Source organism: Rhizobium giardinii bv. giardinii H152 (genome assembly GCF_000379605.1).
GTDB classification, from domain to species: domain Bacteria; phylum Pseudomonadota; class Alphaproteobacteria; order Rhizobiales; family Rhizobiaceae; genus Pararhizobium; species Pararhizobium giardinii.
This window is the reverse complement of sequence record NZ_KB902578.1, coordinates 696,525-709,858: the sequence shown is the minus strand read 5'-3', so window position 1 is coordinate 709,858 and position 13,334 is coordinate 696,525. Positions and strand designations below refer to the sequence as shown.

Sequence of the window (13,334 nt, the reverse complement as noted above, 5' to 3'; positions counted from 1 at the left end):
CGGCATAGTGGAAGCGCCGAGCAGCAGAGCAAGCGGGATGACGATTGGAGGCTTCATATCGGATCTAATCCTGGACTTTATGTTTATCCAGCGCGCGCATTCACCTGAGGCTCTGGAACAGCTCCTGACTGGGAGAAGACACGTCTGCTAGCCCCTGCATNCGGCCCCGCAGGATCGTCAGCGGGGTCCTGAGTTCGTGGGGATCGCGGAATTCGAGTACTTCGGCTCCTTCTCCGCCCGCTGCAACTATTCGGCCATGCGGTTGAAATACTCGATCAGGCGGTCGGCCTCGCCGAAGCCGCCTTGGCCCGACGCCCGTCTGCCAAAGTCGCCCGCCGCTATCGAGCGGGCCGCCTCCGTCACGGTCACGAGCGGCGTGACAAGCCTCTTTTCCACTCTCAGGCCCACATAAGCCGTTACGGGACTGCCCAAAGGAATTACCCATCGCAACCTCCGATAGTTCCGGAATGACCCTGCGCAATGAACTCTACACATTGCCTCCACGAAAACGCAATATTGCGAAGCCATATTGTAGAGGGCCGCCAGAAAAGATTAACCGTCCGGCGAGGCCATAGCGACTTCGGAGCCGTCCTTTGCAAGGTCGCATCGGATACCAACCAGCTAGCCAATCAGGCATTCGCGTTTGACAACAGTCTTCCTCTGACGACGATATGGTTCGCGCCGCGGTCCCCTCGCGTTCAGGGCCGCCTCGCCATGATCAGGAGAAGGAAGGCTCCAAGGTTCCGCCAGCGTGTGAACCGTGGGACTGCTTTGCATGCGGCTTGCGACGGTTGCGGCTCCCCAATGTAAGTGAGGACGAAACCGGCGGAGGCTACAGCATTGAGATCGTCGCCCATAGTGCGCGGGAATCTGGGGACCGCGAACGGAACGACATTCGTTCTTGGGACGATCACCGAAACGCCAATGCTCTGTGAAAGTTGATCTGTCGAAATAGCGAGAAACCCGAAGGCCAGTTGTTCTTCCTTCTTCGTCTTTTCTTCGCTGGCCGTCTTCCTTCGCCATGACCGCTTGTGGCGCACTGCGTTCATGGACGGGCATCGAGCGGACCGGCAGCTTTTGAGAATTCGCCAGCGCTTTCGGAATGACTGGAATGCGGGCGCGAAGCCGCCGTGCCGCGGTGGTCGCCAGTTCGGTAGCTTCGGCGCTCAGCGCGGAAATTATTTCCGCTTACGCCGCCGGTTCACTGATGCCCAACGCCAGGGCACAAAGGTGGCATCCATGGTCGCTCGCGGCGGGAAAATATAGGGAAATCAAAGGTGATTTTGCTAAATCATTGAAATCATGTGAGAATCCAGGTCCCCAGCCAATTCTCCCTAAAATCTCTTAATTCCTTGATTTTCCAGTCGTGCCCCGTTTTGGCATCATTGGCGACCTGATGCCCAGAACTGGTTGTCGAGGACAGGTCGAGATGAGCCATCTGACACCGCCGATCAGTTCGCCGGCGCCTTGCCCGTCGATGCTCGCTCGACCAAATGGCAGGCGAGTTCCACCCGTCGCGGCGGCATGGGTAGACCGGAAAGCTTGTCGCGCAGGAGATCAAGGGCGACCGATCCGATCTCCCGCATCGGAATGTGCATCGTCGTCAGTGGCGGATTGAGGAAAACCGCCTGAGGCAAGTCGTCCATCCCGATCACCGACACATCGCCAGGTACTGAAAAGCCTTTTTGTTGAATGCCGATCATGGCCCCTACAGCGAGGCTGTCGCCTGCAGCCAAGACGGCGGTGAAATCCAGCCCGCAGGCCGAAATCCGCTCGGCAATGGCTTGCGTCGCAAGCTCCGGCAGCCAGTCGTCGACTGGCACGACCAGATCATCCGTTGCCGGCAGTCCTTTCGCCAGCAACGCATCGCGCCAACCTTCAAAGCGGCGCTCGATCGTTCTTCGGCCGGGCCGCATGAGAAAGAGGATGCGACTATGACCGAGATTGATGAGGTGGTCGGTTGCCAGGCGTGCGCTCGAGCGGTTGCACGGGGTGACGCTTGATAGCCGCATGAACGGATCATCGCTGTTGAGCAGCACAACCGGCTTGTCGAAGTCGCGGGTTGCGGCAAGCATGCCCTCGTCATCGACGGTGAGGAACAGCAGGCCGGCCACCTGATCGTCTTGCTGGGCCTCCTTCAGCACCGCCAGTTCCTCGGTCCGATCGGCGATCGGCCGGGTGACGATCTCGAGGCCGAGCGTCTGCGCACGATCCTTCAGCCCTTCCAGCACGTAGAGGGTGAACTGGTTGCGCACATAGTCGATCATCGCCGCGCTCGATGCGGCGAGAATGACCTTCTGGCCGGCAACGGCCGTCGGGATGACATAGTTCGCGTTCTTTGCCGCTTCCAGGACCTGCTGCCGGATCTCCGGGCGAACACCCTTTTCGCCGGCCAGGGCGCGTGACGCTGTGCTGAGAGAAACGCCGCATGCCTCGGCGATGTCCTCGAGACGGACACGCTTGCTTTTCTTGCCACGCTTGCCGGACGGCGGTTTTGCGATCACTTCGCTCCTCCTTTTCGCAATCATGAGAAAAATTTTCAGATTGCGCAAGAAAAAACCTCGTGATTTTATTTTCTCCGAGGAGCCGCGCGAGCGGTGTACATGGGAGGAACGTCATGGGCCCGAATGCCCGCGATATTCGCGTTGGTCTCGATCGTCTTGTCGCCGGCATGACCGGCCTCAAGCACGAGGGTCGTTTCCACGAGCCGAACCTCGATGGGACCGCAGGTGACTACATCAGCTTCGACAGTTGGGAATGGCCGCAGGGCGTCGGGCTCTACGGCCTGATCAGGCTCTGGCTGTTCACCGGCCGCGACGATCTGCGCCAGCTCGTCGAAAACTGGTATGAAGCAAGGCTTGCAGCGGGCCTGCCCGAGCTCAACGTCAACACGACGGCGCCAATGCTCGGCCTTTCCGTGCTTTGGGCAAAGACCGGAAATCCGCGGTGGCAACCGGTGCTCGACGACTGGGCGGACCGCGTGATCGCGGACATGGGGCGCACGCCGGAAGGCGGCTTCGAGCATCATGTCTCCGATAAGGTCAACGACAACGAACTGTGGGACGACACGCTCTATATGGTGGCGCTTTTCCTCGCCTCCTACGGCCAGGCGAGCGGCCGGCGCGCGCTCGTCGACGAAGCTTCGCGGCAATTCCTCGTCCATGCCCGCTATCTATCCGACCCTCAAACCGGCCTCTGGTTCCATGGTTGGACGTTCGATGGCCGGCACAATTTTGCGCGGGCACGCTGGGCGCGCGGCAATGCCTGGATCACCGCCGGAATTCTCGATTTCTTCGACCTCGCCGAGATCGCAACTCCGGTCAGGACCTTCCTCGAGGGAGTCCTTACCAGCCAGGTCGACGCTCTCCTGCCGCTACAGACCGCATCTGGCGCCTGGCGCACCCTTCTCGACGACGAAAGCTCCTATGAGGAAATTTCGGCCACTGCCGGAATTGGCTATGGCCTGCTCAAGGGCCACCGCCTCGGCCTCGGCACGCCCGCCTGGCAGGCCGCCGGCCTGAAGGCGCTGGAGGCGGTCATGAGCAATATCGACATAAATGGCACCGTGCTCAACGTCTCCTACGGAACGCGCATGGGTCATGATCTCCAGTTCTACAAAGACATCCCGATCCAGCCGACCGGCTACGGACAGGCACTGGCGATCCTGTGCCTTTCCGAAGCCCTGCAGCATGTCGGCGCAGAAGGACAGGCGGCATGACGATGAAAGTCTTGTACGGCGCCGGCCCCGAGGACATCAAGGGCTACGACACGGAACGCCTGCGTGGCGAATTCCTGATCACCGACCTCTTTGCCCCTGATGCGGTGAAATTCACCTATACCCATGTCGATCGTCTGATGATCGGCGGCGCCGTGCCGGTCGCAAAAAGTCTGACCTTCGGATCCGGTGCCGAAATCGGTACGCCCCATTTGTTATCGGCGCGTGAGATGGGCATCGCCAACCTCGGCGGCAGCGGCACAGTCATCGTCGACGGGCAAGGATTTACGCTTCAGAACCGCGACGTTCTCTATGTCGGACGGGGTGCAAGGGAAATCACCGTCGCGAGCCAGTCCGCCGATGCGCCGGCGCGCTACTACATGAACTCGGTTCCGGCGGGCGCTGATCTGCCCCACCGGCTGATCCCGAGGCACGAAGCCAGGCCGCTTGAGCTGGGTGATGCCAGGCGGTCGAACAGGCGACGCCTCGCGATGTATATTCATCCGGAGGTTGCTCCCTCGTGCCTTCTCCTGATGGGCATCACCGATCTTGCCGACGGCAGCATCTGGAACACGATGCCACCGCATCTGCACGAGCGCCGCATGGAAGCCTACTGCTATTTCGACATGGCGGCGGAAGACCGGATCATCCATCTCATGGGCCGCCCCGAGGAGACGCGCCACCTCATCGTCGCCGACGGAGAGGCGGTATTGTCGCCCGCCTGGTCGATCCACATGGGCGCCGGTACCGGGCCCTATGCCTTCGTCTGGGGCATGACCGGAGAGAACCAGGAATACAACGACGTGACCCCCGTTGCCGTGGCGGAGCTGAAATGACCGATACGACCTTCCACCTGAAAAAGAGACTGGCCGCGCGCGAGCCCATCCGCTACTGGCAGCTTGGCGCGATCGCGGAGGAGCGTTTTGACGTGCCGGACCAGCCGATGGAGGGCGAAATGGACCCCTTCTTCTTCCTGACCAAGCACAAGAACTTCATTCCCCACGAGTATCCTTGCCGGACGATCTTTGCCCAGCGCTATCGCGGCAAGCGGCCGGACGTTCGCGGCGCCTTCGAAGGCATGCGCTGGTGGCTGCCTTTCGGGTCGCCGCGCCTCGATCTCTCCGGCTTCTGGTTCCGTCCGACACGGCTTTCGACCTGGGCTCGGACCTATATCGAGGCGGAGGAGGCGGGTACGGCGAAGGTCCGCCTCGGCACCTGCGGCGGCGCGGTGCTGTGGGTAAACGGCGCCGAAGCGGGCTTTATGGCGCCCTACAGCCGCAACCTCGAGGCAAGGGCCGAGTACGACCTGCCATTGAAGGCCGGGCTCAACCAGATCGAGATCTTCTTCGACGACCTCGCCGAGCGCGACGCGCGCTACTTTTTCCAGCTCGACTACCTCTCCGGTCCAAAGGCCAGCGTGGCGCTGCCCGTTCCCTGCGAGAGCGAGGCGGCGGCCAAGATCGAGCACGTTCTCGACGGCATGCACTTCGATCGCCCCGCCTACCTCGAGGGCGACGTTACCCTACTCTTCACCACGCCGCTGCCGGTCGACGTGAGGGCCAATGTCACCGTCGAAGGCGACTTCATGTCGAGCGAACGCTTCAACCACGATTTCGTCCTCAAGGCCGGCGACCGGCGGCTCGTCATCGGTCCGTCCGAAAAAGCGCCGGCCGACTTCCGCCACTTCCGGGTGACGCTCGATGCCGGCGGCTTCGTCGCCTCGCGCTCGCTGGGGGTCGAGATCTGCCACGCCGGCCCCCAGGGCGAAGCTCCATCATCGCTTGCCGCTCGCATCGCCGAAACGCTCGACGAGATCTCCGAATCCTCCGAACGCGACACCGTGCGCGCCTTCGCGCGGCTGGCGAGTGGGCGCTCGGGCGCGGACACCGATGTGATGATCGAGGAGATCCTGCCGTCGATCGAAGATTGCCACGATTGCGCCGATTTCTCACTCGTTCCGCTGATCTGGTCCCGCACCGTGTGGGGAGAGGATATCGGCGGGAGGACGCGCGCCCGCGTCGACGATGCCATCCTCAATTTTCGCTACTGGATGGACGAGCCGGGCAACGATGTGCAGTGGTACTTCTCCGAAAACCACGCCTTGCTGTTCCATACCTCGGCCTATCTCGCCGGTCACCTTCTGCCGGATGCCACGTTCCGCCGCTCCGGCCGCAAGGGCAAGGACCAAAACGCGGTCGGGGCGGCCCGGGTACGGGCCTGGCTCGACCATTTCGAGGCTTGGGAAATGGCGGAATTCAATTCCGCGCCCTATTTTCCGATCGACCTCAAGGGGCTGACGGCGCTCGCAGCGCTTTCGCCGGACGCCGACATCGCCGAGCGCGCCAGGAACGGCATTGTCCGGCTCTGCGAAATTATCGCCCGCTCCGCCCACCACGGCATGATCACCGCCGCTCAAGGGCGCTCCTATGAGCATACGCTCTGTGCCGGCCGCTCGCTCGAGCTTTCGGGCGTAGCGCGCCTGCTCTGGGGCAAGGGCTGGTATGGCCGTCGCGTCCATGCGCTGCCACAGCTTGCCGTCTTACTGCGAGATCATGGCCTCGTGGTGCCGGATGGCCTGGCCGCGGTCGCCTGCCACGAGACCGACGACCACCAGGAATGGCGCTTTGCCCAGGGCGAAAACCGGTTCGCAGCGCTCTACCACTACAAGGGACGCAATTTCGCGATGGGCTCCGCCGTCCACTACCGCTGGCACGAATGGGGCTACCAGGAGACTGTCCTGCACTTAAGGATCGGGGAGCGTCCGGAGGCCGCGGTCTGGATCAATCACCCTGGCGAGACAATTCAGTTCGGGTACGGCCGACCCTCCTTTTGGGGTGGTTGCGGCGCCCTCCCTCGCGCGCACCAGTACAGAGGGTTGGCCGTACTCGACTTTTCGACCTTCGAGGAGCAGCCGGATTTCACCCACGCCTGGTTCCCCGTCGCCGAGTTCGACGAGAGCTTGATAAGGGGCAAGCTTGCGCTTGCGCGCAGCGGACGGGGAGCGGTTATACTCATTGGCAGCAGCGACCTGGAACTGGTGCAGGAAGGCCCGTCTGCCAGGGCGGAATTGCGCCAGTACGGCCGCAAGACACGCTGGATCGCCAGGGTCTGCGACGCATCCTCGCTCGAATCCGTGGAAGCCAGGTTTGCCGCGCTCTCGGTGGAGGAGGCTGAAGACGGCACGCTTGTCATCGACGACCCCGACTACGGCCGCGTGCTGTTCCGCAAGGACGGATCGGCGCAGGCCGAGGGGCGAACGATCGCACCCCAGGATTTCCCGGTGGCCGGCGAGATCGCCATGCTGACCGCGAAATGACGATACGGGCGCCGGCCAGGAGAAGCCGGCGCCGGTCCAACGCCGAGCCGGAGGAGGCTCGTGCATGAAGAGGAGGAAAAGGCAATGACCAAGACCAGGACGATGCTTGCGGCTTTCGCCGTCGGACTTCTGACGTCCACGGCTGCGATGGCCGGCGACGTGCGTATCATGTGGTATTCTGACGGGGTCGAGGGCGAGGTCCTCAAGGATCTCCTCGACCGCTTCATGAAGGAGAACCCGGGGATCAACGTGATCCTCGACAACGTCTCCTATAGCGTCGTTCGCGAACAGTTGCCGGTGCAGCTTGAGGCAGGAGACGGCCCGGACATTGCGCGCGTCACCAATCTGAAGGCCCAGAGCCAGCACTGGCTCGATCTTCGCCCGCTCGTGGCCGACGCCGCATATTGGGACACGAATTTCGGCGACCAGGCCGACTGGATGCGCCCCGACGGCTCGAACCAGATTTCCGGTTTCATGACGCAGATCACCATCGCCGGAGGCTTCGCCAACAAGACGCTGTTCGACCAGGCCGGTGTCGCCGTCCCGGGCAAGGATGCGACCTGGGACGACTGGGCGAAGGCCGCAAGGCAGGTGGCGGAGAGCCAGCAGGTGCCCTTCCCGATGGCGCTCGACCGCTCGGGCCATCGGCTCAGCGGACCGAACCTCTCCTACGGTGCCAACTACATCGGTGCCGACGGCAAGCCGGCGCCGCTTGACGAAGGCTCGAAGGCCTTCCTCGAAAAGTTCGTCGGCTGGATCGCCGATGGCACCATGAGCAAGGACGTCTGGGTGTCCGCCGCCGGCTCCACCTATCGCGCCGCCGCCGACGACTTCATTAACGGCCAGCTCGTCTACTATTATTCCGGCTCTTGGCAGGTCCCGAACTTTTCCACGAAGATCGGCTCGAACTTCGACTGGGTGGCGACGGGCAGCCCGTGCGGACCGGCGAACTGCACAGGCATGACCGGCGGCGCCGGGCTTGTTGCGATCAAGTACACGAAAAACCCCGAGGAAGTCGCCAAGGTGATGGACTACCTCGCCCGAGAGGACATCGTGAAGGAATTCTCCGAGCGCACCTTGTTCCTGCCGGCGCACAAGGGCGTGTTGGCAAAGGGGCTCGACTTCAAGACCGACGACGCCCAGGCACAGGCCGCGCTCAACGAGTTCGTCGCGGCGGCCAGTTCGCTTTCCGACCTCGCGCGCAAACTGCCCGGCTGGCACTGGTCCGATACGGTCTACGGCGCCCTCGTGACCCGCGTGAGCCAGGCGGCGGCTGGCGAGATGCCGCTTAACGAGGCGGTGACCCGCATCGATGCCGACATCGCGGCCAAGGTCAAGGACTCGGGGCTCTAACCATCCCCGAGACCGGGTCGACGGCACCAGACCTCCGGCGCCGTCGGTCCCCGTGCCAATCGCCAATCGGCCGCGGCCATTACCCGCGCTGCACAGCGCGTTGAAGCGCAAGATACCGGGCCGGGCCGCGCTTACGGTCACTCGCTATCTCATGTCGTCAGGAAGGCAAACGATGAAAGCGGAAACACCAAGACCGGCCGGCTCTGGTTTCGGCGAAGCGATCATGGTCCCGGTCCGTCTCGCGATGGGCCTGGTAGACGCCCCCTTGCGCTGGGTGCAGCGCAGGCTCGGCATTGGCGGCATGGCAGCCTTTTTCCTGCTGCCGAACATGTTGATTTTCGGCATCTTCGTGCTGCTGCCTTTCTTCATCAACTTCGCCTATTCGATGACCGGAGGGACGGCACTCTTCCTTGACGACCGAACCTTCGTCGGCACGGATCAATACGCTCGGCTTTTCGACTGCTCGAACTACATCGATCCGAATAGCTGCACCGAAGACACCTTCTGGACCGCCGTCGGCAATACCGCTTGGTTCGTCGTACTCCAGGTGACGCTGATGATCCTCTTCTCGCTCATCACCGCGCTGATCCTCAACCGCGAGCTGATGGCGCGCAGTTTCTGGCGGGCGGTCTTTTTCTTTCCCGTCCTGTTGTCCCCGGTCGTCGTCGGCCTGATCTGGAAATGGATCCTGCAGCGGCAGGGCCTGTTGAATTTCGCGCTCTATGGCTTCGGGTTCGAGCCTTACACCTGGCTCAACGACCGGAACTGGGCTTTTGCCGCAGCGGTCGGCGTCTCGATCTGGGCGCATATGGGGTTCTACACGCTGATCCTGCTTGCCGGATTGCAGGCGATCCCGAAGGATCTCTACGAAGCGGCCGAGATGGACGGCACCCGACCGGCGCGCGCCTTCTGGCGCATCACCTTGCCGCTGCTCATGCCCAACCTGCTCGTCGTCATCGTGCTCGTTCTCATCCGAGCCGTGCAGATTTTCGACGAGGTATACGTCCTGACCGGCGGCGGTCCAGGCACCAGTACGCTCTATCTCACCCAATACATCTACGAGACCGGCTTTGCGACGCAGTTGCGCAATCCCGGTCTTGCCGCGGCCGCCTCCATCCTCATGGGCATGGTGCTCGTCGTGCTCACGTTGATCCAACTCGGCCTTGGCCGCTCCAGCGAGAAGAAAGGGAGCCGCAAATGAGCCGGATTGCCGCGTTCATCTTCCGCCGCAAGGGCCGCAACGGCTGGCACTGGACGGACATCGTCACCTGGATCTGGTTGGTTGGCGGCCTTCTCATCATGTTCGGCCCCGCCGTCTGGCTCGTCGGCTCCTCCTTCAAGTCGCCGGCGGCGCTCGCCGAATTCCCGCCGACGATCCTGCCCTATGTCACCCAGAAGGCGACCGTCGAAGGCTACGACAAGCCGCTCGATCTCTATGACGCGACGTTACCGGACGGCAGCAAGGCGGTTCTGGCCGAAGTCCGCCGCATCGGCGTCATCAGCCAGATGGTCGATCCGGAAAAACCCGGCGAGATCATCAAGGTCAACATTTCGCAGCGCACGCCGGTCAGAACCATGGCCTTCGCGACGACCAATTACACCGAGCCGTTCACTCAATTCGACTTCGTGCGTTACCTCTGGAACTCGGTTTTCGTGACGGTGACGGCAACGCTGATCACGCTCGTCGTCAACTCGATGGCGGCCTTCGCGCTCAGCAAATACGAATTCCGCGGTAGGACCTTCGCGATGCTCCTGATCCTCGCGACGCTGATGGTGCCGCTTTCCGTGATCATGGTGCCGCTCTATTCGATCGTCTCGGCGCTCGGCCTCTTCAACAATCTCTGGGGCGTAATCCTGCCGACGGTGGCAACGCCGACCGGTGTGTTCATCCTGCGCCAGTACATGCTGACCATTCCCGACGAACTGATCGATGCCGCGCGCATGGACAAGGCCTCGGAGTGGCAGATCTACTGGCGCATCGTCCTGCCGCTGACCGCGCCCGCTCTTGCGGTTCTCGCGATCTTCTCCGTCGTCTGGCGCTGGAACGACTTCCTCTGGCCACTGATCGTCTTGTCGCGCAAGGAGCTCTACACATTGCAGGTGGGCTTGAGCATCTATTCCGGCGAACTCAACGTGCAGTGGCACTTCATCCTCGCCATGACCGTCGTGACCATGATCCCCGTCGTTCTGGTCTTCATCTTCCTGCAGCGCTTCATCACCACCGGCATCGCCGGAACCGGATTGAAATAGGGGGGCATCATGGGCCACATCAAGCTGACCAATGTGATCAAGTCATTCGGCGCCATCGACGTGCTTCATGGCATCAACCTGGAGATCAACGACGGCGAGTTCGTCGTTTTCGTCGGACCATCCGGTTGCGGTAAGTCGACGCTGCTGCGCACGATTGCGGGCCTCGAGAAGCCGACGGGCGGAGACCTTGCCATCGACGGCAAGGTGGTCAACGACGTTGCGGCGGCAGATCGCGGACTTGCAATGGTCTTCCAGTCCTATGCGCTCTACCCGCACATGAGCGTGCGTCAGAACCTCGCCTTCGGTCTCGAAAACACCAGGATGCCGCAGGCCGAAATCGCCGAGCGCATCGCCGAGGCGGCGCGCATGCTCGAGATCGAGCCATATCTCGATCGTCGACCCGGCCAGCTCTCCGGCGGCCAGCGCCAGCGCGTCGCGATCGGCCGGGCGATCGTGCGCCGGCCGGTCGCCTTCCTGCTCGACGAGCCGCTGTCGAACCTCGACGCCGAGCTCCGCGGCTCGACGCGCGCCGAACTTGCCGCGCTCCACGCGCGCCTCTCGGCGACGATGATCTACGTCACCCACGACCAGGTCGAGGCGATGACGCTCGCCGACCGGATCGTCGTGCTTCGTGCCGGACGCATCGAGCAGATCGGAACGCCGCTCGAGCTTTACAACCGGCCTGCCAACCGCTTCGTGGCGGGTTTCATCGGGTCGCCGCACATGAATTTCCTCGAAGGCGCGGTTGAAGCGGTGCACCCGCAGAAGGCGGTTGCGACGCTTGTCGGGGGCCATCGGCTGGAATTCCCGGTCGCCGGCGCCACGATCGAAACGGGATCGCGCATCACGCTCGGCGTCAGGCCACAGCACATATCCCTGGGGTCCGGCGAAAACAGCATTCCGGCGAAGATCAGGCTCGTCGAGGCGCTCGGCTCCGAGACGGTGCTGCATGCAGACGTCGCCGGACAGAAGATACTGGTGGTCGCCCCCGGGCAGCACGACCTTTCACCGGGTCTGGACATCTCGCTGTCTCTGTCCACTGCCCCCATCCACCTCTTCAACGAAAAAGGGCTTCGGCTTTGAACGCGCTGTTTGATCTCACCGGCAAGACGGCGCTCGTGACCGGCGCCCGGACAGGCCTCTGCTCTTGCGTCGGCTCAACCGGGAGACGACGGCATCTGTGAACCCTGCGACCATGTCACTGGACTCACCGTTCCTCTGTCGACGCACGGCCAACGTCAACTTCCTTGCCGGCTCTGCGTGAGCCCAGGGTGCTCGAGTTCGAATTAGCATCCAGCGCGGGTAAGGCCTATAGTCATGGTCGATGCCTCGACAACAGTATGCTCGGAGACGTTGATGAGCCGCGACCCTTACGACATTTTGGGCGTGAAGCGGGATGCCACGCAAAAGGATATCCAGCGCGCATTCCGTAAGCTCGCGAAGAAACACCATCCCGATCTCAATCCCGGCGACAGACCTTCGGAGGAACGCTTCAAGGAAATCTCCACTGCCTATGAGCTTCTGAGCGACGAGCAGAAACGGGCTCGATTTGACCGCGGCGAGATCGATACGGAGGGTGCCGAGCAGGCCCCGCGCCACTATTATCGCGAGTATGCGTCGGCGAGCAGACCCGGCGGCCCTTACCATAACAGCGCCAGCTTTGCCGACTTTGGCGAGGCCGAAGACCCCCTTTCCGCCTTCTTTTCCCATCGCGTGCACGACGATCATTTCCATTTGGCGGGGGAAGACCGTTATTTCTCCATGACGGTCGATTTTCTCGACGCCGTCAACGGTGCGAAAACCCAGGTAAGACTGCCAAACGGCACGCCCCTTGACGTTCAGATCCCGGCCGGCACTCACGATGGCCAGACCTTGCGTCTTCCAGGCAAGGGAGGTCCGGGAATGAGTGGCGGACCTGCAGGCGATGCGTTCATCGATGTTCATGTGAAACCGCATCGCTTCTTCCAGCGTGACGGCGACGACATTCGCCTGGACCTGCCGATTTCGCTGGACGAAGCGGTCCTTGGCGCTAAAATTCGCGTACCGACCCCGACCGGTGCTGTGACGCTGACGGTGCCCTCCCATTCCAACAGCGGCAAGATTCTGCGTCTGAAAGGCAAAGGCGTACCCAAGCGTGGCGGCGGCCGGGGCGATCTTTTTGTGACCCTGAAGATCGTCTTGCCCGACAAGGCCGATCCGCGTCTGACGGCTTTCATGAAGGAGTGGGCCGAGGCAAGCAAACAGGATCCGCGAAAGGGCATGGGGCTGCCATGAACGAGCTTGAATTTTGCCTGAAGCTCAAGATCGAAGTCTCCGTGCTGGCTGTGTGGATCGAGCAGGGCTGGCTTGTCCCCGACACGACGGGGCTCGAACAGCAATTTCGCGAGGCGGATGTCGCGCGCGGCCAACTGATCCTCGAGATGACCCGCGACATGGGGGTCAACGAGGCGGGTGTGGATCTTGTCATGGAACTGGTGGATCAGCTTCACAGCCTGCGAGGCACGATGCAGGACCTGATGGCGGCAATCGGCCAGCAGGACGAGGAGGCGCAATTCAAGATTCTGCAATCGCTCGATCGTCACGGATGATCTGCGGCGTTAATGACGCACGCCACAGAGCGGCCGGCAGATCCCGCGCGGGCGACCTTGCAGGCTGGCTCACGGATTATCTCGATAGAGCGAAAATTCCATTCACGCCGTC

General features: G+C 62.3%; 11 protein-coding genes. 9 read left to right on the top strand and 2 right to left on the bottom strand.

What is annotated here, in order from left to right; all coding sequences use genetic code 11:
- Positions 1-246: 246 nt before the first annotated feature.
- Positions 247-396 carry a HAMP domain-containing protein gene (locus A3AY_RS40260; protein ID WP_018324304.1) on the bottom strand — a complete coding sequence of 50 codons (150 nt, stop codon included), beginning with the start codon at positions 394-396 and terminating at the stop codon, positions 247-249.
- 1,055 nt (positions 397-1,451) lie between these two features.
- Complete coding sequence (locus tag A3AY_RS0103535) at positions 1,452-2,528, bottom strand: LacI family DNA-binding transcriptional regulator (RefSeq protein ID WP_051108287.1); 1,077 nt, start codon at positions 2,526-2,528, stop codon at positions 1,452-1,454.
- Positions 2,529-2,617: 89 nt separating this feature from the next.
- Here A3AY_RS0103535 and bglB point away from each other — a divergent pair, with 89 nt between their 5' ends.
- From bglB to A3AY_RS0103490, 9 genes are all read left to right on the top strand, one after another.
- The gene (gene bglB / locus A3AY_RS0103530) at positions 2,618-3,718 is read left to right on the top strand and encodes a beta-galactosidase BglB (RefSeq protein ID WP_018324302.1); all 1,101 of its coding nucleotides are present in this window, start codon (positions 2,618-2,620) and stop codon (positions 3,716-3,718) included.
- Complete coding sequence (gene kduI / locus A3AY_RS0103525; RefSeq protein ID WP_018324301.1) at positions 3,715-4,551, top strand: 5-dehydro-4-deoxy-D-glucuronate isomerase; 837 nt, start codon at positions 3,715-3,717, stop codon at positions 4,549-4,551. The genes bglB and kduI overlap by 4 nt, the downstream gene beginning before the upstream one ends.
- Positions 4,548-7,031, top strand: a complete 2,484-nt coding sequence (locus A3AY_RS0103520; RefSeq protein ID WP_018324300.1) for a hypothetical protein — start codon at positions 4,548-4,550, stop codon at positions 7,029-7,031. Before kduI ends, A3AY_RS0103520 begins: the two co-directional genes overlap by 4 nt.
- Positions 7,032-7,115: 84 nt before the next feature.
- Positions 7,116-8,384 (top strand): ABC transporter substrate-binding protein, encoded by a 1,269-nt coding sequence (locus A3AY_RS0103515; protein ID WP_026203067.1) that lies wholly within the window; start codon positions 7,116-7,118, stop codon positions 8,382-8,384.
- Positions 8,385-8,556: 172 nt separating this feature from the next.
- Positions 8,557-9,585, top strand: coding sequence for a carbohydrate ABC transporter permease (locus A3AY_RS0103510; RefSeq protein ID WP_018324298.1), 1,029 nt, complete (start codon positions 8,557-8,559; stop codon positions 9,583-9,585).
- Entirely contained in the window at positions 9,582-10,634 is a 1,053-nt protein-coding gene (locus tag A3AY_RS0103505; protein WP_018324297.1) for a carbohydrate ABC transporter permease, read from the top strand. Before A3AY_RS0103510 ends, A3AY_RS0103505 begins: the two co-directional genes overlap by 4 nt.
- A 9-nt stretch (positions 10,635-10,643) precedes the next feature.
- Positions 10,644-11,717 (top strand): ABC transporter ATP-binding protein, encoded by a 1,074-nt coding sequence (locus A3AY_RS0103500; RefSeq protein ID WP_018324296.1) that lies wholly within the window; start codon positions 10,644-10,646, stop codon positions 11,715-11,717.
- A 273-nt stretch (positions 11,718-11,990) separates the two neighbouring features.
- Entirely contained in the window at positions 11,991-12,908 is a 918-nt protein-coding gene (locus A3AY_RS0103495) for a DnaJ C-terminal domain-containing protein (RefSeq protein WP_018324295.1), read from the top strand.
- Complete coding sequence (locus A3AY_RS0103490; RefSeq protein WP_018324294.1) at positions 12,905-13,222, top strand: chaperone modulator CbpM; 318 nt, start codon at positions 12,905-12,907, stop codon at positions 13,220-13,222. Before A3AY_RS0103495 ends, A3AY_RS0103490 begins: the two co-directional genes overlap by 4 nt.
- Positions 13,223-13,334 lie beyond the last annotated feature (112 nt).

What these genes read in the sequence shown, in the direction of transcription:
- kduI (WP_018324301.1), top strand. Translation starts at nt 3,715, where the DNA reads ATGACGATGAAAGTCTTGTACGGCGCCGGCCCCGAGGACATCAAGGGC.
- A3AY_RS0103520 (WP_018324300.1), top strand. Translation starts at nt 4,548, where the DNA reads ATGACCGATACGACCTTCCACCTGAAAAAGAGACTGGCCGCGCGCGAG.
- A3AY_RS0103500 (WP_018324296.1), top strand. Translation starts at nt 10,644, where the DNA reads ATGGGCCACATCAAGCTGACCAATGTGATCAAGTCATTCGGCGCCATC.
- A3AY_RS0103490 (WP_018324294.1), top strand. Translation starts at nt 12,905, where the DNA reads ATGAACGAGCTTGAATTTTGCCTGAAGCTCAAGATCGAAGTCTCCGTG.
- bglB (WP_018324302.1), top strand. Translation starts at nt 2,618, where the DNA reads ATGGGCCCGAATGCCCGCGATATTCGCGTTGGTCTCGATCGTCTTGTC.
- A3AY_RS0103495 (WP_018324295.1), top strand. Translation starts at nt 11,991, where the DNA reads ATGAGCCGCGACCCTTACGACATTTTGGGCGTGAAGCGGGATGCCACG.
- A3AY_RS0103535 (WP_051108287.1), bottom strand. Translation starts at nt 2,528, where the DNA reads ATGATTGCGAAAAGGAGGAGCGAAGTGATCGCAAAACCGCCGTCCGGC.
- A3AY_RS0103515 (WP_026203067.1), top strand. Translation starts at nt 7,116, where the DNA reads ATGACCAAGACCAGGACGATGCTTGCGGCTTTCGCCGTCGGACTTCTG.
- A3AY_RS0103505 (WP_018324297.1), top strand. Translation starts at nt 9,582, where the DNA reads ATGAGCCGGATTGCCGCGTTCATCTTCCGCCGCAAGGGCCGCAACGGC.
- A3AY_RS0103510 (WP_018324298.1), top strand. Translation starts at nt 8,557, where the DNA reads ATGAAAGCGGAAACACCAAGACCGGCCGGCTCTGGTTTCGGCGAAGCG.